The sequence below is a fragment of the Streptomyces sp. LaPpAH-108 genome (assembly GCF_000373625.1).
Classification (GTDB): Bacteria; Actinomycetota; Actinomycetes; order Streptomycetales; family Streptomycetaceae; genus Streptomyces.
Window position 1 is genome coordinate 1 of sequence record NZ_KB891988.1, and the last position, 23,749, is coordinate 23,749.

General features: G+C 70.5%; 22 protein-coding genes, 1 tRNA gene and 1 pseudogene. 12 read left to right on the forward strand and 12 right to left on the reverse strand.

Translation table 11 applies throughout. From position 1 onward, the window contains the following. Positions 1–267: 267 nt before the first annotated feature. Positions 268–987, forward strand: a pseudogene (locus tag B079_RS36405) (MFS transporter); the annotation flags it as partial. A gap of 36 nt (positions 988–1,023) precedes the next feature. Here B079_RS36405 and B079_RS36410 read toward each other — a convergent pair. After that, positions 1,024–1,326, reverse strand: a complete 303-nt coding sequence (locus B079_RS36410; RefSeq protein ID WP_078495903.1) for a hypothetical protein — start codon at positions 1,324–1,326, stop codon at positions 1,024–1,026. Positions 1,327–1,548: 222 nt separating this feature from the next. On the opposite strand from B079_RS36410, the gene B079_RS36415 reads away from it, so the two are divergent. Further along, complete coding sequence (locus B079_RS36415; RefSeq protein ID WP_324604050.1) at positions 1,549–1,977, forward strand: DUF2267 domain-containing protein; 429 nt, start codon at positions 1,549–1,551, stop codon at positions 1,975–1,977. Here the strand turns inward: B079_RS36415 and B079_RS0106075 are convergent. Next, positions 1,939–2,733, reverse strand: coding sequence for an HNH endonuclease (locus B079_RS0106075; RefSeq protein WP_018544889.1), 795 nt, complete (start codon positions 2,731–2,733; stop codon positions 1,939–1,941). The genes B079_RS36415 and B079_RS0106075 overlap by 39 nt on opposite strands. A 160-nt stretch (positions 2,734–2,893) precedes the next feature. On the opposite strand from B079_RS0106075, the gene B079_RS31425 reads away from it, so the two are divergent. After that, complete coding sequence (locus B079_RS31425) at positions 2,894–4,111, forward strand: DNA cytosine methyltransferase (protein WP_018544890.1); 1,218 nt, start codon at positions 2,894–2,896, stop codon at positions 4,109–4,111. Here B079_RS31425 and B079_RS0106085 read toward each other — a convergent pair whose 3' ends face one another. The 4 genes from B079_RS0106085 to B079_RS0106100 form a co-directional block, all read right to left on the reverse strand. Then, positions 4,112–4,609: a very short patch repair endonuclease gene (locus B079_RS0106085; protein ID WP_078495860.1), complete on the reverse strand. Its 498-nt coding sequence runs from the start codon at positions 4,607–4,609 to the stop codon at positions 4,112–4,114. It abuts the gene before it with no gap. Positions 4,610–4,622: 13 nt separating this feature from the next. Further along, positions 4,623–5,375 (reverse strand): NgoMIV family type II restriction endonuclease, encoded by a 753-nt coding sequence (locus B079_RS0106090; protein ID WP_026248399.1) that lies wholly within the window; start codon positions 5,373–5,375, stop codon positions 4,623–4,625. Positions 5,376–5,387: 12 nt separating this feature from the next. Further along, positions 5,388–6,350, reverse strand: coding sequence for a NaeI family type II restriction endonuclease (locus B079_RS0106095; protein ID WP_051095030.1), 963 nt, complete (start codon positions 6,348–6,350; stop codon positions 5,388–5,390). Between the two features lie 105 nt (positions 6,351–6,455). Next, entirely contained in the window at positions 6,456–7,469 is a 1,014-nt protein-coding gene (locus tag B079_RS0106100) for a hypothetical protein (protein WP_018544894.1), read from the reverse strand. Positions 7,470–7,634: 165 nt separating this feature from the next. Between B079_RS0106100 and B079_RS0106105 the strand changes: the two genes are divergently transcribed. Both B079_RS0106105 and B079_RS0106110 read left to right on the forward strand, forming a co-directional pair. Continuing rightward, a complete protein-coding gene (locus B079_RS0106105) occupies positions 7,635–7,934 on the forward strand; it encodes a DUF6412 domain-containing protein (protein ID WP_037801376.1) in 300 nt (99 codons plus the stop codon). Positions 7,935–8,072: 138 nt separating this feature from the next. Further along, positions 8,073–8,774: a YidC/Oxa1 family membrane protein insertase gene (locus B079_RS0106110; protein WP_018544896.1), complete on the forward strand. Its 702-nt coding sequence runs from the start codon at positions 8,073–8,075 to the stop codon at positions 8,772–8,774. 13 nt (positions 8,775–8,787) lie between these two features. On the opposite strand, the gene B079_RS0106115 is transcribed toward B079_RS0106110, so the two are convergent. The 3 genes from B079_RS0106115 to B079_RS0106125 form a co-directional block, all read right to left on the reverse strand. Then, positions 8,788–9,672, reverse strand: coding sequence for an LLM class F420-dependent oxidoreductase (locus B079_RS0106115; RefSeq protein WP_018544897.1), 885 nt, complete (start codon positions 9,670–9,672; stop codon positions 8,788–8,790). A gap of 140 nt (positions 9,673–9,812) precedes the next feature. Further along, positions 9,813–10,292 (reverse strand): heme-degrading domain-containing protein, encoded by a 480-nt coding sequence (locus B079_RS0106120; protein ID WP_018544898.1) that lies wholly within the window; start codon positions 10,290–10,292, stop codon positions 9,813–9,815. Further along, on the reverse strand, positions 10,292–11,365 hold the full coding sequence (locus tag B079_RS0106125) for a Gfo/Idh/MocA family oxidoreductase (RefSeq protein ID WP_018544899.1): 1,074 nt from the start codon (positions 11,363–11,365) through the stop codon (positions 10,292–10,294). The genes B079_RS0106120 and B079_RS0106125 overlap by 1 nt, the downstream gene beginning before the upstream one ends. Before the next feature lie 48 nt (positions 11,366–11,413). Here B079_RS0106125 and B079_RS0106130 point away from each other — a divergent pair, with 48 nt between their 5' ends. The 6 genes from B079_RS0106130 to B079_RS0106155 all read left to right on the forward strand — a co-directional run bounded on the left by B079_RS0106130 (position 11,414) and on the right by B079_RS0106155 (position 17,553). Further along, entirely contained in the window at positions 11,414–12,553 is a 1,140-nt protein-coding gene (locus tag B079_RS0106130; RefSeq protein WP_037801377.1) for an ROK family transcriptional regulator, read from the forward strand. A 273-nt stretch (positions 12,554–12,826) separates the two neighbouring features. Then, the gene (locus tag B079_RS36420) at positions 12,827–14,038 is read left to right on the forward strand and encodes a hypothetical protein (protein WP_158684945.1); all 1,212 of its coding nucleotides are present in this window, start codon (positions 12,827–12,829) and stop codon (positions 14,036–14,038) included. 61 nt (positions 14,039–14,099) lie between these two features. Then, the gene (locus B079_RS0106140) at positions 14,100–14,879 is read left to right on the forward strand and encodes an HAD-IIA family hydrolase (RefSeq protein WP_018544902.1); all 780 of its coding nucleotides are present in this window, start codon (positions 14,100–14,102) and stop codon (positions 14,877–14,879) included. 214 nt (positions 14,880–15,093) lie between these two features. Beyond that, positions 15,094–15,711 carry a hypothetical protein gene (locus B079_RS0106145; RefSeq protein ID WP_324604040.1) on the forward strand — a complete coding sequence of 206 codons (618 nt, stop codon included), beginning with the start codon at positions 15,094–15,096 and terminating at the stop codon, positions 15,709–15,711. A gap of 16 nt (positions 15,712–15,727) precedes the next feature. Then, positions 15,728–16,405, forward strand: coding sequence for a class F sortase (locus B079_RS0106150; RefSeq protein WP_018544904.1), 678 nt, complete (start codon positions 15,728–15,730; stop codon positions 16,403–16,405). 107 nt (positions 16,406–16,512) lie between these two features. Then, entirely contained in the window at positions 16,513–17,553 is a 1,041-nt protein-coding gene (locus B079_RS0106155) for a glycoside hydrolase family 6 protein (RefSeq protein ID WP_026248401.1), read from the forward strand. A gap of 67 nt (positions 17,554–17,620) precedes the next feature. Here the strand turns inward: B079_RS0106155 and B079_RS0106160 are convergent, their stop codons facing one another. From B079_RS0106160 to B079_RS0106170, 3 genes are all read right to left on the reverse strand, one after another. Then, positions 17,621–19,558 carry a kelch motif-containing protein gene (locus tag B079_RS0106160; RefSeq protein WP_026248402.1) on the reverse strand — a complete coding sequence of 646 codons (1,938 nt, stop codon included), beginning with the start codon at positions 19,556–19,558 and terminating at the stop codon, positions 17,621–17,623. Beyond that, positions 19,555–21,771: a glycosyltransferase family 2 protein gene (locus B079_RS0106165; protein WP_018544907.1), complete on the reverse strand. Its 2,217-nt coding sequence runs from the start codon at positions 21,769–21,771 to the stop codon at positions 19,555–19,557. Before B079_RS0106165 ends, B079_RS0106160 begins: the two co-directional genes overlap by 4 nt. A 325-nt stretch (positions 21,772–22,096) precedes the next feature. Next, positions 22,097–22,170 (reverse strand) — tRNA-Lys (locus B079_RS0106170). A gap of 196 nt (positions 22,171–22,366) precedes the next feature. Here B079_RS0106170 and B079_RS0106175 point away from each other — a divergent pair. Beyond that, positions 22,367–23,680, forward strand: a complete 1,314-nt coding sequence (locus tag B079_RS0106175) for a peptidoglycan-binding protein (RefSeq protein ID WP_018544908.1) — start codon at positions 22,367–22,369, stop codon at positions 23,678–23,680. Positions 23,681–23,749: the final 69 nt, after the last annotated feature.

Genomic DNA, 23,749 nt, shown 5'->3' on the forward strand with positions numbered 1-23,749 from the left:
TTGGCTCGGGTGGGGTGCCGCTGGCGGGGTGCGGGTTGGGGCTTTGGCTTGGGTGGGGTGCCGCTGGAGGGGAGTGGGCGGGGGTTTGGCTCGGGTGGGGTAGCGCTGGCGGGAGAGCAGGGCGGGGGTTGGAGTCGTTGGCCGGGGGGTGTCGCCGTGGGTGGGGCTGTCATGGGGTCGAGGCGACGCTGAACGGGTGATCGGCCGGCCTGTTTCCGCCGGCCCGGGGAACCCGGTTCTGCACCTTCGACGAGGAGGCCGCAGCCCATGAGCCGAGCCGAGTCACCGGCGTCCCGCCGCACCGTCCCCACGATCACCACCGACATCCCCGCCCGGCTGGACCGGCTGCCCTGGTCCCGCTGGCACTGGACCATCGTGATCGGCCTGGGGACCGTATGGATCCTGGACGGCCTGGAGGTCACGGTCGTCGGCAACATCGCGAGCCGGCTGTCCGAGCCGGGCAGCGGGCTGGCGATCTCGTCCGGGCAGGTCACGGGCGTGGCGGCGGCGCTGTACGTGGCGGGCGCGTGCACCGGTGCGCTGTTCTGGGCGCGGCTGACGGACCGGTTCGGGCGCCGCAGGCTGTTCATGATCACGCTGGCGGTGTACCTCGCGGCGACGGCGCTGACCTCGCTGTCGACCGAGGCGTGGTGGTTCTTCCTGTTCCGCTTCCTGACGGGCTTCGGCATCGGCGGGGAGTACGCGGCGATCAACTCCGCGATCGACGAGCTGATCCCCTCCGAGCACCGGGGCCGGGTGGACCTGATCATCAACGGCAGCTTCTGGCTGGGCGCGGTGGGCGGTTCGCTGCTGTCGATCGTGGCCCTGGACACGGCGTTCCTGCCGGAGAACCTGGGCTGGCGGCTGACGTTCGCGCTGGGTGCGGTGCTGGCGCTGGTGATCCTGCTCGTACGCCGTCATGTACCGGAGAGCCCGCGCTGGCTGCTGATCCACGGCCGGGAGCGGGAGGCGGAGGAGATCGTCGCGGGGATCGAGCGGAAGATCGAGGCGGACGGGGGGGGCTTAACCGCGTCGGTCCGCGACCGCCCAGGACGCGAGGGCGACCGCGCCCGCGACGCCGAAGACCGACGGCCAGGCGCCCACCTTCTTGGCGAGGGGGTGGGAACCGGCGAAGGCGGCGACGTAGGCGGCGGTGAGGCCACCGGCGACCGCGGTACCGGCCTGCTCGCGCCACTGCCGGGCGGCAGCCGCACCCGCGGCGGCCAGGACGACACCGCCGAGCGGACGCTTCTTGGTCCAGCGGGCGACGCCGTAACCCCCGACGAGCCCAGCGGCGGCGATCGCCGCACTCGGAATCCTGGCCATGAATGCCTCCTGATTGTTCCCGTATGTCGTGTCCCGGCCGAGGCTAACGCGCACAGGGGGGACGGGCCGCGACCGGGTGGCAGGAGGCGAACGCGCGCCGACAGACCGCCCCGGATCGGCGGCTGCGGCCGGACATTGGCCGAAACCGTCCCTCATACGACCGGAAGGACGGGGCACCGGGAGCTTCGCCACCCCATGCCACGCCCCGCAGGAGGAGCCCCGATGACCGTGACGACCCCGCACCCGAGAACCACCGTCCCGGCCCCCCTGCCCCTGACCGACGCGGTACGCGAGACCGGCCAGTACGGCACCCGGACGGAAGCGGCGACCGTCACCCGCACCGTCCTGACAGCCCTGGCCGCCCTGATCCCCCTCGAATCCCGCGAACCCCTGACCACCACCCTCCCCCCAGAAGCCGTCACCCCCCTCCTCACCCAGCCCCCGACCCCCCACCCCGTCACGGCCCGCGCATTCGTCGACACGATCGCGACCCGGATGAACGTCCCCACCGCCACGGCCCGCTGGCATGTCACCTCAGTCCTGACGGCACTGTCCCAGCAGTCGGAGACCGCTACGACGCGGCTGCTGGGCTGTCTGCCGGCGGGGTATGCCCTACTGTTCGGCCGGGCCGAACTCGCGGCTGCGGGGTAGCAGCGCCGCCTGGCCGGAGGAAGCCCGCATCAGCTCCCGCAGGGCCGCAGGGGTGCGCCAGCTTTCTCCGGGGCGGTTCCTGTGGCACATGCGGTGGCAGTTGGCGCACAGGCAGGCGAGATCATCGAGCTTGGTCTCCCGCACTCCGGAGACGTGGAGCGGAGTGACGTGATGCACTTCGATGTAGCCCTCACCGAGAGGCCCGTAGGCGCGGCCGAAGTCGAAGTCGCAGACCTCGCACTGGAGGGCGCGACCGCGGCGCCGCATCTGCTTGATCTTCTGCATCCGCAGCTTGGGATCCCGCTCCCGGGCCAGCGCGCGCCGGACGAGCAGGCGTCCTTCGATGGCCGAGGTGCCGGTGTCGTCGACTTCACCCGGCTGTGACGGGATCAGGTGAAGCTCGCCAGAGCCGATGCTGTCTTCTAGCGCTTGGGCGGCCTGGAGCATGTCTGCCTCACGGCTGGTGAAGGCTTCGATCATGAGCAGCGTGGGCTTGCCGCAGCGCGTGGGCTTGCCTGTGTACAGGTGGTGATTGGTCGCGAAGTCAGTCGTCTTCCGGCTCACGCTGTCCGGAGACCTGAAGCCGGGAAGCTCCAGCGCCTCCGAGGGGTGAAGCGGCAGCGAGCGAAGCAGTTCCGACAGTTCCAGGACCTCAGGGTTCCCGGTCCGCAGCTCGCGCCAGCCGTTTTTTACGACCAGCGCTCCGGCGAGCAGCAGCTCATCTTCGGTCCAGGCAGGGCTTCGCATGATCGGCATAGCAATACCGTACGAACGTTCTATGGAAGGCAAGGCGCGTTCAACGAACTGCGAAGCATGCTGGCACACTGGACGACTGTCGTTGTCAGTAGGGTCTGTCACCCTCAGTGATGGTGGATTGCAGGATGCGTCTGCCGCTGCATGGCTGTAAGGAGGGGACATGACCCGCGCGAGGGAAGCTGGACGCGCCGACGCGGTGCGGACGGAGCCCGTGTTCACGTCGATCGAGATCTGCGCTGGTGCCGGCGGTCAGGCTGTGGGGCTGCATCAGGCAGGCTTCGGGCATCTGGCTCTTGTCGAGATCGACCAGCACGCTGTCGCGACTCTTGAGCTGAACATCGAGGACCACGAGCTGTGGGCGTGGGAGCGAAAGCACTGCGACATCATCTCGGGTGACGTCAAGAACTTCGATCCCCGCCGCGACCTGACGAAGGGAGCGGAGCTGCTCAGGCGGCGTGACCTGGATCTTCTGGCCGGAGGCGTCCCCTGTCCGCCCTTCTCGCACGCGGGTAAGCAGCTGGGCAAGGACGATGAGCGAGACCTCTTCCCGCGCATGCTGGAGCTGGTCGGCATCCTCAGGCCGCGGGCTGTGATGATCGAGAATGTCCGGGGGATCATGGACCCGAAGTTCTCGGCCTACCGCGACTGGATCCAGGCCCGGCTCCAGGGCGGCACGTACCTGGGCGACGACGGGGAGCTGGCCCACGAGGACGGTCTTGGCTACACGGTCAGCAAGTGGGGAGTCCTGGAGGCCAGCGACTTCGGTGTGCCGCAGCTCCGGCCGCGGGCCGTTCTTGTCGCCTTCAGGGATGACGTCATCCGGGACCTGAAGTACGAGTGGCCCTCAGCTACGCATGAGGACCCGGTCAGCGTCGCGGAGAGTCTTGCGCCTTCCATGCTGGAGCGGTTCGAGCCCTACTTCGAGGGTGTGCACGCGGAGAAGGCCCGTGCGGCGTATGACCGGTGGCTGCAGAAGGCGCGCGAGCGGGATGCTGAACTCAGGGGCAAGGGCGGGGGCATCGCGCCCACACTTGTCGGCGGGTCGAAGAAGCACGGGGGCGCGGACCTTGGGCCCAGCCGCGCGAAGGCAGCCTGGAAGCAGCTCGGTGTCTCGGGCATGGGCGTAGCCAACGACATCGAGACCTGTGCGAAGAAGCAGACTGAAGCCCGCGACCTCTTCGGTCCTGACGGACCGATGCTTACTGTGCGGCAGGCTGCCACCATTCAGGGCTTCCCGCTGGAATGGGATTTTTCCGGCGGAAAGACTGCGCAGTACCGGCAGGTCGGTAACGCTTTTCCGCCGCCGGTGGCCAAGGCGGTCGGCAGGTCGATCATTGATGTGCTCAAGGCGGCGATGGAGCGTGACCAGGAGAGCTGATCAGCCGGTTGTTCTTCTTTTCCGGGCTGCGTTGCGACGCTTTTCTACCTCGGCGGCGATGCGTGCGGCGCAGTCTTCCGGCGGCTCGTGTTCCCAGAACCGGAGCACTGTCCAGCCCGCCTCTTCGAGGCGCTGGTCAGTGTCCCGGTCGCGGGCCATGTTCCGGGTGACCTTGGCTGACCAATAGGCTGGATTGGTCCTCGGCGGCACGTAGTGCTCAGGGCAGCCATGCCAGTAGCAGCCGTCAATGAAGACCGCGACCTTGGCCGGCCGGAAGACCATGTCGGCGGTCCGCCGGAGGTCCGGAAGCGGCTTGGCCGCGACTCTGTAGCGCAGGCCCTGGGCGTGCACCAGCGTGCGGATGAGCCACTCCGGCTTGGTGTCCCGGTTGCGGATCGCCTGCATGTTCCGGCGCCGGGCTGCCGATGAGGCCCACGAACCTTCCGGCGGAGACCAATCGCTGCCGGGCCCGGCTGGTGAACCTGATGGCGTACTCATAACGCTCTGACTCTTACCAGGTTGCCAACGTGGGGGCCAACTCCTCGTACGGCCGGAGCCGTCCCTGCCCGATGATCTCTGCCAGATCGTTTTGCTGCTGCTTGCTGCCGACGTCCTTCACCGCTTCCCTCAGGGCGTCGAACGCGATGTGGTACACGGCGTCGACCTCTCCGGTGCCCCTGGCGATCGCGGCGATCCGGCTGGGCATCGGCTCTGCGGTCACCACTACCAAGTGCGGAAGACGGCCGCGCCGGTGCCTGATCATCTGAAGGAACTCGTGCCGGACGTTCTGGACACGGTCGGAGCGGATGGTCCATTTACAGGATACGGCTGCATGCAGAAATGGAACCGTGTCCAGCAACGGGTCGCCGGGTACGCCGACAGTGACATCGGGCCTGATCAGATAATCCCGCCCCAGATCGGCGCTGAGTACGGGGTTCTTATGGACGGCCTGTTCAAGTTTCCCCAGGTGTGTGTACTGGGAGAAATCTGCGACCACTTTCTTGTGGCCGATCTGCCAGGCACGAGAAGGGTCGGTCTCCGGTACGGTTTCCGAGAGGTCTGCTGTTACCGCTTGTTCCAGTTTGGGGCCAAGATTTTTCGGAGTGTCCGGCAGGACAATTCCCGGCGGCACCTCCAAGGAGTCAAGTATTCTCCGCGCCAGCTCTTTGGAGGGTGTGCTGTTGCTGTCGGCGCTGTTGGGCACGATTTCGCCTGAGTCAAGCTTTCTCCACCCGAGGAGCTTGACTGCGAACGATGCACTCATCTTTACGCGTTCCTACTTCGTGGTGGAAGGGAGTGACGGAGCCATCTGCGGAAGATCCTCTGGAGTGGCGATCACCCACTGCTCGCCATCCAGGGCCACGTACGGCGCGTCCAGATGATGAGGAGCACGCTTGGCGACGCGCACACTGATGAACTCGCCCTCCCGCGGCGCCACCAGGCCCAGCTGGCGAGCTACGGCACGGTGGCTGTCGTAGTCGCCCATGATCAGGATCCCGTCAGGCCGGAGCGCTGAACGTGCGCCTCCATTGCCGCGGACCCGCTTCATGTAGTCCTTCTGCTGGGCTACGGTCCGCACGACATTGCGGCTTATCCGGCGCTTCTGGGCACGCCGGAACAGCTCGTTGAGGCGCTGCTGGCCAGACGGCGGCGCGAAGACCGCCTCCCGGTCGGCCGGATCCATGTGCAGAAGCGTGTTCTCGGGAAGGTCCGCGTCGCGCCAGAGCCACTGGATCTTGTCCCTGTGTCTGGCCTTGACGGTGAGCTTCGCATCGCGATTGCTCCCCTGGTTCAGCCACTCCTCACGGACCCGGAAGAGCCCAGCGCTCCAGCGGCTGGCGTAGTCACTGGCCCATACCAGCAGGCAGAGATGGCCTCTGGCCTCAGGGGGAATCATCCAGCCCCCGAAGTTCTGGGAGTACTTGCAGTCCACCTCGATGCCGGCGATCCGGTAATCCATCGCATCGCCATCCGCGAAGGTGAACTCGCGCTGGAGATTGATCTCGACGAGAGTACCGGCGTGCGTCCTCTCCGTCTTGTACAGGGTTTCCCAGTCGTAGCGGCCCGTGATTTCACCGTTCAGCAGCTGATCGATGGTGTCACGCAGAACGGCGGCGAACCGCTGCCCCGAGGCGTCAAGGCGCATCAACTCCGCATATACCGCCTGGAGTTCGGCGTCGAACCCCAGGTTCTCGGTCAGAGTGACGTTCTGCGCGGCCTGGATGTCGATAGGCAGCAAGGCAACCCCCCTCATGCTCAGCTAAACGCGCATCGTACCGTCGCTGCGGTGAGATGAGCCTTTCGCGTGAGCAACGGCACGGGGGCTTTGCGCAGACAGCCGTTCCTATGCTCCGTGGCAGCCCGTATACGGCATCCCCGACCCGCACCAACACCCGGCCCCGGCCCCCGGCGGCCACTCCGCCGCCAACCCCCGTGCCGCCAGCGTCGTCGCATACTGCGGCAGCAGGGCCGCGTCCGAGGGGGACGCTCCCTCCGATGCCGCGAAGGCTTCGTACGAGGGGACTGTGCCGGTGACGATGCCGAGGTTGGGGGTGCCGGAGGTGGCGAGTTCGCGGAGGGAGGTTTCTATGGTGAGGAGGTGGTGGGGGTGGGAGGGGTACTCCGAGGTCAGGGTCGGGTACGCCGTGAGGAGTTCGGTGAGTTCCGCGGCGGGCCAGTGGAGGATCGCGACCGGGAAGGGGCGGGAGAGGGCCTCGCGGGCCGTGTCGAGTTCGGCGCGCAGGCGGGAGATCTCCGCTTCCAGCTCGGCCGGGTTGTCCGAGCCGAGGGACCAGACGCGCTTGGGGTCGTGCAACTCGTCCAGGGAGACGGGGGAGGCGTGCAGGGTGTCGGCCAGGCCGTCCCAGTCGTCGTGCGGCAGGCCCAGCATCCGGCGGACCCGGTGGCGGCCGAAGAGCAGGGCGTGCGTCGCGTACGGCGGGCGCTCCGGGCTCTCGCTCAGCAACAGCCGCGCGCCTTCCGTGAACGTCTCGTGCGCCGCCTCCAGTTCGTCGTGCGACTCCAGGGACTCCGCCACGATCACCCAGGGTGCCGGATCGCGCGGGGCCGCCATGCGGATGCCGTCGATGATCGCCCGCGCCTCCGCCTCGTGGCCGTACTCCCACAGGTTCGACGCCTTCAGCGCGCGGACCAGCTGAGGGTTGTCCAGCGGGCCAGGACCGGACAGCAGGCGGTCGTACAGCGCGGTCGCCGCGGGGCGGTCGCCGGACAGCTCCAGGTGGGCCGCGGCGCGCAGCAGCAGCGCCTCCGCGTCCTCCGGATACAGTCCGGCGGTCCGCTCCAGGCGTGCCGCCTCAGCGGTGTGGTCGACGTTCTCGGCAGGCGTGTCGGGGCGCATGGGTGACACCGTACTGCCGACCACCGACACAGGTGGAGGGTGCGTCCGGCATCGGGCCCCGGGGGAATTTCCGGATTCCTCTTCGAATCCGGAACCGAGCGGGGATCTCCGGCGTTCCCAGAGAAGACAGAGAGATCACAGAAGGTCCAGGGGGGTGGGGTGTCCATGCGGTCGCTGATTCTTTCCGCCGTCTTCGTGCAGCTTCTGCTGCTCCAGGCCGCCCTCCTCGGCACCGGCACGCTCTCCGCCGCCGTCGCCCTCGCCGCGACCACCGCCGCCGCCTCCGCGCTCACCGTCTGCTCGCTGGTCGCCCGCCGCGTCCCCGCCGTGCCCCGCACCCGCGTCCGCACGGCGATACGCGACCGGGACCGGCGTACGGCCTTCCTGCCGCAGCGTGACCCCGACGCGGCGGGCCGCCGCCGGCCCCGGGCCCCGGGATTCGCCCTCGCGGCGATCCACGCGTAGGGCAAGAGAGCGGACAAACACCTCGATCGGCTTCCCCGCCGGTCTCCGGGCTCCTCCGGCCCTCCCCGCGTGAGTCGTCATGCCGACCTGCCATCCGCCACACCCGGCACGACGCACCCCACTTCGGAGGGTCCACCCATGTCCGTCTTCGCCCGGCTCGTCGAGCAGCTCGCGAGCCTGCTCCAGCCGCTGTGTCACGCCTCCGCGGCTGCCGCCGCGATCGTCCTGTTCACCGCGCTCGTCCGGCTCCTCGTGCATCCGCTGTCCCGGGCCGCCGCGCGCGGACGGCGGGCGCAGGCGGCGCTGCGGCCCCGGCTCGCCGAGCTGCGGACGCGGCACGGCAAGGACCCGGAGCGGCTGCGGGAGGCGGTGGCGAAGCTGCACGCGCAGGAGAAGGTGTCGCCGTTCGCGGGGCTGCTGCCGAGCCTGCTCCAGCTGCCCGCGTTCTTCCTGCTGTACCACCTGTTCTCCAGCACCACGATCGGCGGCGGGAGCAACGGCCTCCTCGCACACGACCTGTTCGGCGCCCCGCTCGGGGACCGCTGGGCCGACGCGCTCGGCACCGCCGGGGCGTTCGGGTCGGCCGGGCTCGTCTACCTCGTGCTGTTCGCCGTCGTCGCGGCCGTCGCCACCGTCAACTACCGGACCACCAAGAGGACGGCGGCCGAGAACCCCGTCATGACGCAAGAGAACGCCGTCCCGGGGCTCAACGCCGTCGGCAAGGTCATGCCGTTCATGTCCTTCCTCACCCTGGTGACGGTCGCGGTCGTCCCGCTCGCCGCCGCGCTGTACGTCGTCACCAGTACGGCGTGGAGCGCGGCGGAGCGGGCACTGCTGTAGCCCGGCGGAAGGCTCAGAACAGGATCGAGGCCAGCCTGCGCCACGCCTCGCGCGGCAGCTCGTCGCGGGCCGTGTCCTCCTCCACCACCTGGAGGGCGACATGGTCGGCGCCCGCCGTGAGGAAGGAGTCGACACGGTCGCGGATGCGGTCGGGGCTGCCCCAGGCGTACAGCGCGTCGATCAGCCGGTCGCTGCCGCCGTCGGCGAGATCGGCGTCGGTGAAGCCGAGGCGGCGCCAGGTGTTGGTGTAGTTCGGGAGCTGGAGGTACATCGCGACATGGCCGCGGGCCAGCGCGCGGGCGCGGGCCGGATCGGGCTCCAGGACCACGCCCAGCTCCGGGGCGAGCAGCGGCTCGGGGCCCAGGATGTCGCGGGCCTCGGCGGTGTGCTCGGGGGTGACCAGGTACGGGATCGCCCCGAGGGCCCGCGTGCCGGACAGCTCCAGGGTCTTCGGGCCGAGCGCGGCCAGCACCCGGCGCCCCGCCGGGACACCGGCCTTGTCCAGCTCGTCCAGGTACGAGACCAGCGCCGAGAACGGGCGCTTGTACTGCTCCGCCAGCTTGGCGTGGCTCACGCCGAGGCCGAGCAGGAAGCGGCCGGGGTAGGTGGAGTCCACCTCGGAGAACTGGGCCGCGCTCTCGGCCGCGTCGTACTGCCAGATGCTCTGGATGCTCGTGCCGACGACCAGACGCGACGTCGCCCCGAGCAGCGGGAGGGCGTGGCGCGGGGCGCTGCTGCCGCCCAACCAGGCCGCGCCGTAGCCGAGTTGTTCCAGTTCTGCCGCCGCCTCAGCGATCGCGTCGCGCCGGTCGGGGTCCTCGGAGCGCAGTCCCACGCTCCAGACGCCGTACCGGCCGATCGCGTCCTTGGTGATGCGTTCGCTCGTCGACTCGCTCATCGGGTCTGTCCCTCCGGCTGGGTTGGTGCCGTCGATCGTCGGTACTCGATCGTCGTGCACACCGGTCCCAACCGGAGGGAGCCGCGCGGTAATCCCGGGGCGGAGGGTGAGCGTGAGGCGCATGTGACGAAGGGGGGCGGTCAGCCCGCCAGGAACCGCTCCAGCGCCTCCACCACCAGCCGGTGGTCCTCCAGCTGCGGCAGCCCGGACACCGTCACCGAGCCGACGACGCCCACGCCGTCGATCGTGATCGGGAAGGAGCCGCCGTGCGCCGCGTACTGGTCGGGATCGAGCCGGGAGGAGTCCTCGAAGGTCGTGCCCTTGGCGCGGAACCGGGAGCCGACCAGGTACGACGCGGCGCCGTACCGCTCCACGACCCGGCGCTTGCGGACGATCCAGGCGTCGTTGTCCGGGGTCGAGCCGGGCAGCGCGGCGTGGAAGAGCTGCTGGCCCGCGCGGTGGATGTCGATCGCGATCGGCGCCTGGCGCTCGCGGCCCAGCTCGACCAGGAGCGAGCCGAGCGCCCACGCGTCGTCGCAGGTGAACGCCCGGAACACCAGGCGCCGTTCCTGCGCCTCCAAGTCGGCGACGCTCGGGACGGCTTCGGGGGTGGAGGTCATCAGAACGTCACCGTCACCTTGTCGAGAGCGGAGCGGCGGGCCGCCTCCAGGACGTCGAGGGCCTCGGCGGCCTCCAGGGCGGTCACCGGGTTGGGGCCGGTGCCGCGGACGGCGGCGGCGACGGCCGCGTAGTACGCCGGGTAGTCGCCGGGCACGGTCTCGACGGCGGTGCCGCCGCCGGTCACCGGGGACTCGCCCGCGCCGAGACGGCCGTACAGCTCCGCCTCCTCGGTGCCCCAGGCGGTCTCCGTGTCCGGGCGGGCGCCGTCGCGCAGCGCGGCCTCCTGCGGGTCCAGGCCGTACTTCACGAAGCCCGCGCGCGAGCCGAGCACCCGGAAGCGGGGGCCGAGCTGGGCGGTGGTCGCGGAGACATAGAGGTGGGAGCGGACGCCGCTCGCGTGGGTCAGGGCGATGAAGGTGTCGTCGTCGGTCTCGGCGCCGTCGCGGCGGACGACCGCCTCGGCGTAGACCTCGGTGACCGGGCCGAACAGGACCAGCGCCTGGTCGACGACGTGGCTGCCGAGGTCGTAGAGCAGACCGCCGATCTCGGCCGGGTCGCCGGACTCGCGCCAGCCGCCCTTGAGCTGCGGGCGCCAGCGCTCGAAGCGGGACTCGAAGCGCCAGACGTCGCCGAGGGCGCCGTCCTCGATCAGCTTCCTCAGGGTGAGGAAGTCGTTGTCCCAGCGGCGGTTCTGGAAGACGGAGAGCAGCACACCGCGCTCGTCCGCGAGGGCGGCCAGCTCGCGCGCCTCGGCGGCGGTGCCCGCGATCGGCTTGTCCACGACGACCGGCAGGCCCGCCTTCAGGGCGGTGGTGGCGAGCGGCACGTGCGTCTTGTTCGGGGACGCGATGACGATCAGGTCCAGCTCGTCGGCGCGCGCGAACAGCTCCTCGGGCGTGGCGGCCACGCGTACGTCGGGGAACTCGGCGCGGGCCTGCTCCTGCCGCTCGGGGTTCGCGGTGACGACCGTGTCCAGGACGAGGTCGTCGGTGGCGGCGATCAGCGGGGCGTGGAAGACGGAGCCGGCGAGGCCGTAGCCGATCAGGCCGACGCGGAGAGGGGTAGCAGTCATGTGGCCCACTTTCGCAACGCTGTTGCCAAAGTGCAAGCGGCGGGGACAATGGACCGTGTGAACAGGACGAAGAGCGGCCCCGGCCCGGTGGGAGCGAACCTCCTCGCGGTGCGGTCCCACAACACCGCGCTCGTGCTCGATCTGCTGCGCGGCGCGGGGGCGGAGGGGATCAGCCGCCTGGAGCTGGCCGAGCGCACGGGGCTCACCCCGCAGGCCGTCAGCAAGATCACCGCGCGGCTGCGGGAGGAGGGGTTCGCGGCGGAGGCCGGGCGCCGGGCCTCCACCGGGGGCAAGCCGCGTACGGTGCTGCGGCTCGTCCCCGAGGCCGGGCACGCGGTCGGCGTCCACCTGGACCGGGACGAGCTGCGTACGGTGCTGCTCGATCTGAACGGGGCCGTGGTGGGGGAGCGGTACGGCACGGTGGGGCTCGGCGGCGGGGCGGACGCGGTGCTGGACCTGGTCGCGGCCGAGGTGACGGCGCTGGTCCGCGCGGTGCTGGGTGCCGGTGTTCCCGCCGATGCCGCGACGCTGCTCGGGGTCGGGGTCGCGCTGCCCGGGCCGCTCGATCATGTACGGGGCGTACTGCACCGGGTCACCGGGTTTCCCGAGTGGGCCGGGTTTCCGCTGCGCGACGCGCTCGCCGGGCGGCTGGGGGTGCCGGTCGTGGTGGACAAGGACACGAATGCCGCTGCGCTCGGCCTCGCCGCTGCGGGTGAGGGTGGGTCCTTCGCCTACCTTCACCTCGGTACGGGGCTCGGTGCGGGGCTCGTGATCGGGGGGCGGGTGCATCGGGGGGTGCGGACGGGGGCGGGGGAGTTCGGGCATCAGGTGCTGCAGCTGGACGGGCCGTTGTGTTCTTGCGGGGACCGGGGGTGCGTGGAGGCGTTGTGCCTCGCGGCTGTGGGGCGGGGGGAGACGGCTGAGGCGGCTCGGGTGCTGGGGGTCGGGGCGGGGAATCTGGTGTCGTTGCTGGATATCGACCTGGTGCTGCTGGGGGGTCGTACGGTCGCGGGTGATCCTGAGGAGTATGTGCGGGGGGTGACGGAGGTGCTGAGCGGGCGGGCTCGGCGGGCTGTGGGGACGGGGGAGGCGGTGCCGGTCCGGGTCGTCTCCGGCGGGGAGCGGGGGGTGGCTGTGGGGGCGGGGCAGTTGTTGCTGGGGCCGGTGTTCGGGCGGGGGGAGGAGTAGGGGGGCGCCGCCTCGGCTTCGCCTTCGGCGGTTTTTTCGTTCCCACCCGCACCGCCCGTGCAACTTTCGTCGTCGGGTGCGAGTGGCCCCTGTGGGGGGTTCTCGCCGTCGGCGGCCTCGGGTTCAGGAGTCGTGGCGCCCGGTTGGGGGAGTCGGGCTCCACTGATCGGGGGGAGTTGTCGTGTCGCACGGGGGGTGGGGGCGGCGGGTGCGCTGGGGTGGGAAATTCATATGGTCATGCGATCGTGTGTGTCCTTGTCTCCCCTGGCCTCCTTGCCTTCCGCCTTCTGCCTCGCCTCGGCCGTCGTTCTGCTCCCGCTGAATCCGGCCGCCGCGCACGCCGCCGCCACGGCCGGGTGCGCACCCTCCGGTGACGGGCGGTCCTTCCCGTTGGAGACCCGTATCCACGGCGGCCCCAACTCCTATGCGGCGGGCGGCGATTACGGCATCTGGTACATCGACCTCACCAACACCACCAAGGACACCTGCACCGGGGTCCACCCGGTCGTCGTCCTCGTCGACGAGCGGCGGGCGCTGAAGGCCGCGCAGCCCAGGATGGATTTCTACGACGGCTCCCGGGCGCGGCCCGTCCGGTTCGTGGCCAGTGACGAGCAGGAACTGATCGGGGTGCTGGAGGGCGACGGGTTCGGCGGGTTCACGGTGGCCCCCGGCAAGACGGTGAGCGTCAAGGTGCGGCTCGCGCTGGCTCCCGACGCCGCCCGCGAGCAGGTCACCGCGAACGCCGCCGTCGTCCAGCGGAAGGGGGACGACGGGGACTGGGTGGGGGAGTCCAACGCCTATCGGTTCGGCATCACGGACGCGGAGAGCGACAGCGACGAGGAGGAGCTGCCGACCGCGCCGTCCGCGTCGACCGAGCCGAATACGCCGACCGCTTCGGCGGTGCCTACAGCGTCTGCGGCGACCACGGCGTCGGCCGCGCCGACCGGAGTGCCCGTAGGCAGTACCAGTCCCGGTGCGACCGAAGTCCCCGGTACCGGGAACCCCCGCACGCCCTCCGCCGCCTCACCGGGCGCGTCCACCCCCGCCCCGACCCTCACCGGCACCGAGTCCCCCGGCCCCACCCTCTACCCGACCACCAAGGCCCCCGAGCCTCCCGAGGCCGCCGAGTCCTCCGCCTCCGGCGCCGTAACGAACCCGGAGGACACCGAGAGCGCGGAGAGCGCCGAGGCCGCAGAGGACACCGAGGACACCGAGGACACCGAGGACACGGCAGCCTCAGAAGACACAGACGACACAGGCGACACCCAGAACCCCGAGGACTCGGACACCCCGGACACCCCGGAAACCTCAACCGACCTCACCGACCCCGCAGACCCCGCAGACCGCCCCGCCGAGCTGGCCCAGACCGGCCCCGCCCCCACCCTCCCCCTTCTCGCCACCACCACCGTCCTCCTCACCCTCGGCGCCGCCGCCGTCCTGATCGCCCGCAGGCGCCCCCGCTCGCACCCCCGCCCCCGCCCCTGACCCCGTCACCCTCACTACGCTGGGGGCTGCACCGCACTCAAGCCGGGAGACGGAGACGTACATGGCAGACCGCAAGCCCATCGACTCGTGGCTCACCGACATGGACGGGGTGCTGATTCACGAGGGTGTTCCGATCCCCGGTGCCGATGCCTTTCTGAAGAAGTTGCGGGAGGCCGAGCGGCCCTTCCTGGTGCTGACCAACAACTCCATCTACACGGCCCGTGATCTGCACGCGCGGCTGCGCAGGCTGGGGCTCGAGGTGCCGGTGGAGAACATCTGGACCTCGGCGATGGCCACGGCCCAGTTCGTGAACGAGCAGCGGCCCGGCGGCAGCGCGTACGTCATCGGGGAGGCCGGGCTGACCACCGCGCTGCACGACGTCGGCTACATCCTCACCGACCACGAGCCGGACTTCGTGATCCTCGGGGAGACCCGTACGTACTCCTTCGAGGCCATGACCAAGGCCGTCCGGCTGATCAACGACGGCGCCCGGTTCATCGCCACCAACCCGGACAACGTCGGCCCCTCCACCGAGGGCGCGCTGCCCGCCACCGGCTCGGTCGCCGCACTGATCACCGCCGCCACCAAGAAGAAGCCGTACTTCGTCGGCAAGCCCAACCCGCTGATGATGCGCGCCGGGCTCAACGCGATCGGCGCCCACTCGGAGACCTCCGCGATGATCGGCGACCGCATGGACACCGACGTCCTCGCGGGCCTGGAGGCCGGCATGCGCACCTTCCTCGTCCTCACCGGCGTCACCCGGCCCGACGAGGTCGACCGCTACCCCTTCCGCCCCTCCAAGGTCGTCGACTCGATCGCGGACCTGATCGACCTGGTCTGAGACCTGGATCCGGTTCGAGGCCCGGCTCACGAACCCCGGGCCTCGGACCCTGGTCCTCGAACCACACCCCCAAACCCCGATTCATCCCGCCCCTGCCCCACCCCCACCCGTTCGGAGCAACCGCCCCCCTCCCGGGGATGCGGGCCCGCTCCGCTCGGGGGAGCCTCCAGATATCTGGAGGTTCACGATGTGCTCAGCTCGCCTCACTCTCTGTGTGCCGCTCCTGGCGGCGGCTGCTCTCGCTCCCGCCGCGCTCGCTCCCGCCCATGCGGCGGACGGCGGGGTGACCGTGTCCCCGGCATCGCCCGCCCCCGGCTCCGACGTGTCCCTGCGGGTGCGCGGCTGTTCCGGGTCGCAGGGCAGCGCGGTGTCGTCGGCGTTCGTCTCGGCCGCGCGGCTGACCGGTGTCGCGGGCGCGCTCGCCGGGGACACCCGGGTCCGTACGGCGCTGAAGGCGGGCGCGTACGACATCCGGGTCACCTGTGCCGACTACGCGTTCACCAGCCGGATCACGGTGGCCGACCGGGCCGCCGGTGACGCGGACTCCGGCCAGGCGACCGGTCCCGACGACCCGGCGGCGGACTCCGCCGAGGAGCCCCTGACCGCCCCCTCGCCCATCGCCCCGGTCCACGCGGGCGGCGGCGGCATGGCGCAGGGCGTCACGGCCAAGGACGTCACGGCCGACGGCGACAGCGACACCCTCTTCGCCACCGTCGCCCCCACCGGCTCGGGCCCCGGCGCCGCGCAGGCGCTGAGCGGCCTGGCCCTCGCGGGCTGCGCGGCGGCCGGGGTCGTCCTGCTCCGGTCCCGCCGGAGACGCGGCACCGACTGAGGGCGCGGAATCCGTCATGCCCGATGAATCCACCGCGCCCGGCGAGGGCGCGCACACCTCCGGCACCGGCCGGCTGGTCATGCTCACGGCCTGGGCGGTCCTGCTCCTCGGACTGTGGCTGTGGGGCCGCGAGGCGACCGGACTGCCGGACACCGCGACCGGCGACCTGGCCGGGCTCGGCAGGGCGTACGACGGCGCCCCCCTGCCCGCCCCGGCGAAGCCGCTCGGCCCCTCGGCACCGCGACGGCTCGACATCCCCCAACTCGCCGTCCAGGCACCGGTGATGTCACGCGGCCTGGACAACAAGGGCGCGATCGTCCCGCCGCCCTTCAACCAGCCCGGAGTGGTCGGCTGGTACGGCGCAGGCACCGCGCCGGGCGCCCCCGGCACCGCGCTGCTCGTCGGCCACGTCGACACCACGACCAAGGCCGCCGTCTTCTACAAGCTCAGCACCCTCAGACCCGGTGAGAAGGTCCGCGTCGTCCGCGCGGACGACAAGGTCGCCGAGTTCACCATCGACGACGTCCAGGTGATCCCGCTGACCGACTTCGACGCCGACCGCGCCTACGGCACCCGCAAACCCGGCCGCGCCGAACTGCGCCTGATCACCTGCGGCGGCACCTTCGACCGCACCACCCAGAGCTACACGGCCAACGTGGTCGTCTCGGCGTACCTCACCGCCACCGGCCCCTGACCCCGGCCGCCCAAAAGCCTCAACTCCCTTTCCTGGACGACCTCGTGGCGTCCGCACCGGTATGCCACGATTGGTACCCGACCGGATGCGCTCCAGGGGGGAATCGCATGTACGACGGCAGGGGGGACCGTCCTTCGGGACGGGCACGGATGTCCGCGATGCTGCTGGGGGCGGCACTGCTCGCGGCAGGGTGTTCCTCGGGGGACGGCGGAGGCAAGGACGCGGGGGCCAAGGACCCCGGTGCGCGGATCACCCAACAGCCGCGCGCCACCGACCCGTTCTGGGTCAACCCGGACGGCAACGCGGCCCGCCAGGTCGCCGCCTACGAGGAGGCGGGCAGAAAGACGGACGCCGACCGGATCCGCAGGATCGCCGAGCAGCCGACGGGGGAGTGGATCGGCCCGGAGAAGCCCGAACAGGAGGCCCGCGGCTTCACCGAGGCCGCCGAACGCTCAAACCGCACCGCCCTGTTGGTGCTGTACAACATCCCGCACCGCGACTGCGGCCAGTACTCCAGCGGCGGCGCGGCCGACGGCGACGCCTACCGCGCCTGGATCGACGGCGTGGCCCGGGGCATCGGGGACCGCCCCGCCACCGTGATCCTCGAACCGGACGCCCTGCTGCACCTGGTCGACGGCTGCACCCCCGCCGAGTTCCACGAGGAGCGCTACGACCTCCTCTCCGGCGCGGTGGACCGTCTCAAGTCCCTGAAGAACACCCGGGTCTACCTCGACGCGGGCAACGCGGGCTGGGGCCACCCCGACCAGATCCACGACCCCCTCACCCGGGCAGGCATCGCCCACTCGGACGGCTTCGCCGTCAACGTCTCCAACTTCTACTCCACCCAGGACTCCCTCACCTACGGCAAACGCCTCTCGTCCAAGGTCGGCGACAAACACTTCGTGATCGACACCAGCCGCAACGGCAACGGCCCCTACACCGGCGGAAACCCGAACGAACGCTGGTGCAACCCACCGGGCCGAGCCCTGGGCGCCGCCCCGACCACAAAGACGGCGGACCCGCTGGTGGACGCCTACTTGTGGGTGAAACGCCCAGGCGAGTCGGACGGCACCTGCAAGGGAGGCCCGAAGGCAGGAGATTGGTGGTCCGAGTACGCCTTGAAGCTGGCGGCGGCCTCAACTCCCTAAAAGGGGCGCGGGGAACTGCGCGACAAGCCACAGCGCTCCCGCACCCACCCACAAACCCGCGGGAGCACTACGGCACGCGCACCCACCGCGCCACCGACGGAGTCCCCTGGTCGTCATCCACGAACAGCATGTACCACCCCGCCTGCACCAGATTCCGGCTCTTCGGCACAGTGACGGTCACCCGATCCCCCACCACCTTGAAATCCAGCGCGATCGACCGCTGATCCACATCCGTGACATGCGTGGACGCGCTGGGCCGAATCAACCGCGCCTTCCGAATACTCGGCGCATGCCGCGAGGTGAACGTCCCCGAGGCCCCCCGGGCGATGACACTGGGCCCGCCGCTCAACTCCGGCCGAGCGTCCCGGTAGAGATACGGCGGGCTGTAGACCTCGATCCGCTGCTCGAACACCCCCGGCTTGGTGTTCGCCTTGTCGCCGTACAGCGAGTCGGAACCGAAGAACAGCACCCGCCCGTCCGGGAGCAGCAGGGAGCCGGAGTGGTAGTTCCGGCCCACCAGCGGGTCCGCGACACGCGTGAAGCTGTTGCCGTCCGGGTGGTAGAGCCGCGCCTGGTGGATGTTGGAGTCGCCGCGCCCCCGGTAGTCCTCGGAGCCGCCGGAGACCAGCACGGTGTCGTCGGGCAGGATCGAGGACTGCGGATATCTGGTCCCCTTCTCCAGCTGAGGCCCGTCCGTGAAGCGCGGCTGCTTGGCCTTGAGGTCGATGAGCCGCGTCTTCCTGCTGGACAGCGCGGACTCGCCCACCCCGCCCCCGCCGATCACCAGGAACCGTTCGTCCTGGGCCGGCGGCAGCAGCACGGTCCCGGACGTCTCCAGCCGGTCCGGGTCGCTGAGCCCGGGCAGATCGGTGAACCGGTTGCTGTCCAGGTCCCAGATGCCGGGGGTGCGGCCCACGTCGTCGGGGCCGTAGCCCGCGTTGGACCCGGAGTAGAAGATCTTGCCGTTCTGCAGCAGGAACAGCGCCGGGTAGGTCGGGAACTGCCGGATCTTCTTGGTGTACGTCCACTTCCTGGTCTTGGGGTCGAAGATCTCGTTCTTGCCGGGGACGAGCTGGCCGATGTCGTCGAGCCCGGAGACGCTGAGGATCTTTCCGTCGGACAGGGTGGTGAGCGTCGGGTACCAGCGGGCCTCGTGCATCGGGTCGACCTTGATGTACCGCTCGGCCACCGGGTCGAACTCGTAGGCGTCGCGGATGCCTTGGAAGTCCTTCTTGTCGAGCGCGAGCTTCTGCGCGATGCCGTACGTGTTGCGCGCGTCGGCGCCCTTGAGGCCCTGGACGCGGTAGTTGTCCTGGGTGCCGGTCTCGTACTTGGCGCCGCTGCGTTGCGCCTCGACGTAGATGCGGCCCAGGCCCGGGTCGTTGCGCAGGAACTTGCCCGTCTTGCGGTCGAAGACCTTCTTCGCGCGCGGCACGAGCACCGGGTCCTTGGAGACGAACGTCCTGCCGTTGGAACGCCCGGTGAAGCGGGTGCCCGCGGGCAGCGTCACCGGCTTGTCCGGGTTCTCGTTGTGGACGATCATCAGGCCACCGGCCTTGGTGACGTCGCCCTTGAGCTTCTCGTACCGCTTGGTGCCGCCCGCGATCAGCAGGTTGCCGTTGGCGAGTTGGGTGTGCCCGGTGCAGAACAGGTCGCTGGGCGTGGGGATCTGCTTGATCGTGCCCTTGACCGGGTCGTAGAGCCGGGTGTCGAACTTCTTCTGGTCGAAGTTGTCCTGGTTGTTGCCCGACCCGGCGACCAGCAGCACCTTGCCGGTGTGCAGCAGGGCCGCGTGGATGGTGTCCTGGCGGTACTGCTTGGGGAAGTCGATGACGTCCCAGTGGCCGTTGGCCGCCTTGTACTCGGGCTCGTTGATCTTGTACTGGTGGTACTGCGCGGTGCCGAAGCGGTAGAGCCAGGGGCCGTTCATCCCGGCGAGCGCGAGCACCACCACGCTGCCCATGGCGAGCCTGCGGACCCGGCGGCGCCCGGTGTGGTTCCTCATTCCGTACGCCCCCCGAGTCCGCCGAGAGCGATCGGCAGCGTCTCATCACGCCGCCCGTCCTGCGGCGGCCCGCTCCGACCGGGCCGGGGATGCGGGATCTGCGGGGTGCCTTCGGCGATTCCCTGGACTCCGCTCGCGACCCCGGCACCTCCCTGGCTCCCGCCTGCGATCCCGGCGCTCCCTTGGGTTCCGCTTGAGACTCCGGCGCCTCCTTGGGCCCCGCCTGCGATCACGGCGCCTCCTTGGACCCCGCCTGCGATCCCGGCACCTCCTTGGGCCCCGCTTGCGACTCCGGCACCGCCCTGGACTCCGCTCGCGACCCCGGCGACCCCCTGGCCCCCGCCCGCGACCTCGGCCACCACTCCGGCCCCGGCCGCGACCCCGCCTCCGACCGCCTCCCCGGCCGCGTCCGCCGTCCGCCCCTCCCGCCGCAGCGCGTACCGCCACGCGAGGATCGGTGCCGCCGTGATCAGCAGCGCGAAGACCGCCCACGTGATCATCGCCGGATGCGCATGTCCGAGGGTGAAGCCCGCGGCCAGCGACCCCGCGAAGACCGCGATGAAGAACCAGTGGATGCGGAAGGTCCCGAACAGCGTGTCGGGGCTGGCCGATTCGCCCTTGGGCGTCACCACGAAGCGGCTCTTGCGGCGCAGTACGGCATCCATCAGGGAGCGGGCGTAGACCGGCGCGGACAGCGCCGACATCACCATGCCCGCGACCCCGCCGGAGCCCTCCGGCTCGTGCGGGGAGACGTTGTGCCGCCGGTTCCAGATGTACAGGCCGATCTGGAGCGCGGAGGCGTTGCCGTAGAGCATCAGCCACACGGTCGGGTCGATGTTCACGCCCGAGGCGCCCAGGCCCAGGAACAGGGCGCAACTGAGCGCCGCCAGAATCCAGTTGAGGGCGGACATCGGGTAGAACACGATCATCATCGTGTAGTTGAAGAGCTTGCCCGGCGGCAGCGTGAACAGGCCCTTCCAGTACTGCTTGAGGATCGTCTCGTACGTGCCCCGGGACCAGCGCAGTTGCTGGGTGAAGAAGTCGGTCCAGGCGTTCGGGCCCTCGCCGACCGCGAGCACGTCGGGCGTGTAGACGGACTTCCACTTGCGGCCGGTGGCGGGGTTCTTCGTCCGGTGCATCTCGAACCCGGTGGCCATGTCCTCGGTGATCGAGTCGTACAGCCCGCCGATCTGCCGGATCGCGCTGATGCGCACCGCGTTGGAGGTGCCGACGAACATCGGGCCGCCGTACCGGTTCCCGGCGCGCTGGATGAGCGCGTGGAAGAGGAACTGCTGCGACTCGGCGGCCTTGGTGACGAAGGTGTCGTAATTGCCGTACACCTGCGGGCCGATGACGAAGCCGACGTCCGGGTCGCGGAAGTAACCCAGCATCCGCTCCAGGTAGTTGGGGAGCGGGACGTGGTCGGTGTCGACGGAGGCGAAGAAGTCGTACGCCTCGCCGTGCGCCTCCAGCCAGGCGTTGTAGTTGCCGTGCTTGGTCTTCGCGCGGTACGGCCCCTCGGGCCGGTTCCAGCGCTCGACGCCCTTGCGGCTGAAGTGGTGGACGCCGAGCCGGGCGCAGACCTCCTTGACGGCCGGGTCGTCGCCCTCGTCGAGCAGCCAGACGTGCAGCAGGCCCCGGTGGCGCAGCCGGACGGCGGCCTCCAGGGTGCGGGTGACCATCTCCAGCGGTTCCTTGCCGGGCACGAAGGTGGTCAGGAAGGCCACCCGGGTGCCGGTCTCGGGCACCACCGGCACCGGGTCGCGGGCGACGAGGGTGGCGTGCGCGTTGGACAGCACGTTCACACAGCGGAAGAACTCGATCAGGCCGATCGAGACCAGCATCACCGTGTCCAGCGCGGGCAGCGCGGCGAAGGCGGGATAGTCGCGCTCGGTCCAGTGCTCCGGCTGGAGCAGCCAGCCCAGCAGGACGAGCGAGAGCAGCGGGGCGGCGCCGAGCATGAGCGCCGCGCGTATACGGTGCGGCTCCTGCGCGAGCAGCGAGCGGTAGCGCACGGTGTAGGGCTTGCCGGGCGGCGGCTGGGTCAGCGGCCCGGCGAGGCGGCTGTAGTGCTCGTAGTCGTATCTGGGCAGGTTCCTCCTGATCCTGCGGAACTGGCCGTCCCGGTGCTGGACGGTGCGCAGCCGCGTGGTCCGCGACGGATCGTCGGTGTGGTCATGGCTCTGCCGGGCGCCCTGCGGCGTCGACGTCATGAGTGATCCCCCCACACGCGCGTCGGCGCGTGTTTCGTCGGTCTTCCGCCCCGCCGGTGCCCCCTCGGCCGTCGCGGGACGGTGAACTCCGGTCCAACGCGGCACCCCCCTCGGCGCCGCTCAGTCGGCGGGCCCCCTCCCGCCGGTCGATCACCGGTATCAACCCCCCAACTGCCGTGTTTCCACGGCATGATGGACAACAGGGTTCTACGGCGTCGAGCATGATCGCAAGATGCGAAACGCGGTGTTTACCGGTCAAAAGTGCTCATGTTCCGCACAACGCGATCAGGCCCCTCGTTTTCACGAGAGGCCTGATCGTTGTCTGTGCGCCGCCAGGGACTCGAACCCCGGACCCGCTGATTAAGAGTCAGCTGCTCTAACCAACTGAGCTAGCGGCGCCTGCTGACAGGGAAAACTCTACATGACCTGCACGGGTGCTCCGACCACCGTCGGCAGCGCCCCGGCCGCTCCGGCCCGCCTTCCGGGGGTGCCGTACATCATTCGGACCGTCAACATGCGCGTCCCGCCGACAGTTGTGAGACTGATCGACGTGCACACTCGCGGACAAATCCACCCCGAATGTGAGGTAGATCGCATGATCGTTCCGGTGTTCGAGGAAATCGAGCCCGTGAGCGACTGCGACTGCCCCGGCTGTGTCCTCGGGCGGCGGACGGCGCCCCGTCCGTCGTCCGGCGGTTTCCCCGGCCGTCCGGCGGTCCGGGGTGCCGCGGTCGTGGCCGCCGCCGCGTCCGCCGCCCTCGGGGCCGTCCCGCAGGCCGTCGCGCAGGCCGGGGAGCACGCCCCGGCCGGTCCGGCCCGCCTGGTCGCCCCGGCCGGTCCCGCCCGCCCGGGCGCCCCGGCGGCGGACGGTACGGCCGCGACCCCGCAGGGCGGCACCGCCCCGCTCTTCGGGACCGGCACCTCCGCGGCCCCGGCCAGCCGCTCCCCGGCCCTGACCCGGACCCAGATCATCAACCGGGCCAAGCTGTGGGTGGACGCGCAGGTGCCGTACAGCACGACCCGGTACTGGTCCGACGGCTACCGCCAGGACTGCTCGGGCTATGTCTCCATGGCCTGGGGGCTGCTCTCCAACGAGTGGACGGGCAGCCTCGCCCAGTTCGGCGTCAAGATCACCAAGGATGAGCTGGAGCCCGGCGACATCCTGCTCTTCCACAACACCGCCGACCCGCAGAACGGCTCCCACGTCGTGATCTTCGGCGGCTGGACCGACTACACCCGCACCGCCTACACCGGCTACGAGCAGACCCCGCCGCACACCCGCCGCCAGAGCACGCCGTACCCCTACTGGAACAACACCACCAAGTACGTCCCCTACCGCTACAAGAACGTCACCAGCGGGGCGTCCGGTTCGGAGCCCGCCACCGGGGGCGCGCTCACCCCCTTCCCCGGTGCTTCGTACTTCGGCCCGGGCGCCAACAACAAGTACGTCACCCAGCTCGGCCAGATGCTGGTCGCCCGGGGTGGCGCCGCCTTCTACTCCACGGGTCCGGGGCCGGTCTGGGGCGAGGCCGACCGGCGGGCCACCGAGGCGTTCCAGAAGGCGCAGGGCTGGACCGGCTCGGCCGCCGACGGACTGCCGGGCCCGCGCACCTGGGAACTGCTCGTCACCGGCGCGGGCAAGGACATCCCGCCCGTCAAGACGGGCTCGGTGCCCGCCTTCCCCGGCCGGGACTATTTCCGCCCGGGCGCGAACAACGTCTATGTCACCCAGCTGGGGCAGCAGCTGGTGAAGAAAGGATTCGGCAGCTACTACGCCACCGGTCCAGGACCCCGCTGGAGCGAGGCCGACCGGCGGGCCGTCGAGGCGTTCCAGAAGGCCCAGGGCTGGCGCGGCTCCCAGGCCGACGGCTACCCGGGGCCCGAGACCTGGCGCCGTCTGTTCACCTAGCCGGAGGCGGCCCCGGCCGCACGGACGCGGCGCCGGACGCCCCCGGCCCCGCCCCACGAGACCCCCTTG

What these genes read in the sequence shown, in the direction of transcription:
- B079_RS0106155 (WP_026248401.1), top strand. Translation starts at nt 16,513, where the DNA reads ATGTACGACGGCAGGGGGGACCGTCCTTCGGGACGGGCACGGATGTCC.
- B079_RS0106130 (WP_037801377.1), top strand. Translation starts at nt 11,414, where the DNA reads ATGGACCGTGTGAACAGGACGAAGAGCGGCCCCGGCCCGGTGGGAGCG.
- B079_RS0106150 (WP_018544904.1), top strand. Translation starts at nt 15,728, where the DNA reads ATGCCCGATGAATCCACCGCGCCCGGCGAGGGCGCGCACACCTCCGGC.
- B079_RS0106090 (WP_026248399.1), bottom strand. Translation starts at nt 5,375, where the DNA reads ATGAGTGCATCGTTCGCAGTCAAGCTCCTCGGGTGGAGAAAGCTTGAC.
- B079_RS0106105 (WP_037801376.1), top strand. Translation starts at nt 7,635, where the DNA reads ATGCGGTCGCTGATTCTTTCCGCCGTCTTCGTGCAGCTTCTGCTGCTC.
- B079_RS0106085 (WP_078495860.1), bottom strand. Translation starts at nt 4,609, where the DNA reads ATGAGTACGCCATCAGGTTCACCAGCCGGGCCCGGCAGCGATTGGTCT.
- B079_RS36415 (WP_324604050.1), top strand. Translation starts at nt 1,549, where the DNA reads ATGACCGTGACGACCCCGCACCCGAGAACCACCGTCCCGGCCCCCCTG.
- B079_RS0106160 (WP_026248402.1), bottom strand. Translation starts at nt 19,558, where the DNA reads ATGAGGAACCACACCGGGCGCCGCCGGGTCCGCAGGCTCGCCATGGGC.
- B079_RS0106100 (WP_018544894.1), bottom strand. Translation starts at nt 7,469, where the DNA reads ATGCGCCCCGACACGCCTGCCGAGAACGTCGACCACACCGCTGAGGCG.
- B079_RS0106110 (WP_018544896.1), top strand. Translation starts at nt 8,073, where the DNA reads ATGTCCGTCTTCGCCCGGCTCGTCGAGCAGCTCGCGAGCCTGCTCCAG.
- B079_RS31425 (WP_018544890.1), top strand. Translation starts at nt 2,894, where the DNA reads ATGACCCGCGCGAGGGAAGCTGGACGCGCCGACGCGGTGCGGACGGAG.
- B079_RS0106165 (WP_018544907.1), bottom strand. Translation starts at nt 21,771, where the DNA reads ATGACGTCGACGCCGCAGGGCGCCCGGCAGAGCCATGACCACACCGAC.
- B079_RS36410 (WP_078495903.1), bottom strand. Translation starts at nt 1,326, where the DNA reads ATGGCCAGGATTCCGAGTGCGGCGATCGCCGCCGCTGGGCTCGTCGGG.
- B079_RS0106075 (WP_018544889.1), bottom strand. Translation starts at nt 2,733, where the DNA reads ATGCCGATCATGCGAAGCCCTGCCTGGACCGAAGATGAGCTGCTGCTC.
- B079_RS0106125 (WP_018544899.1), bottom strand. Translation starts at nt 11,365, where the DNA reads ATGACTGCTACCCCTCTCCGCGTCGGCCTGATCGGCTACGGCCTCGCC.
- B079_RS0106140 (WP_018544902.1), top strand. Translation starts at nt 14,100, where the DNA reads ATGGCAGACCGCAAGCCCATCGACTCGTGGCTCACCGACATGGACGGG.
- B079_RS0106115 (WP_018544897.1), bottom strand. Translation starts at nt 9,672, where the DNA reads ATGAGCGAGTCGACGAGCGAACGCATCACCAAGGACGCGATCGGCCGG.
- B079_RS0106120 (WP_018544898.1), bottom strand. Translation starts at nt 10,292, where the DNA reads ATGACCTCCACCCCCGAAGCCGTCCCGAGCGTCGCCGACTTGGAGGCG.
- B079_RS0106175 (WP_018544908.1), top strand. Translation starts at nt 22,367, where the DNA reads ATGATCGTTCCGGTGTTCGAGGAAATCGAGCCCGTGAGCGACTGCGAC.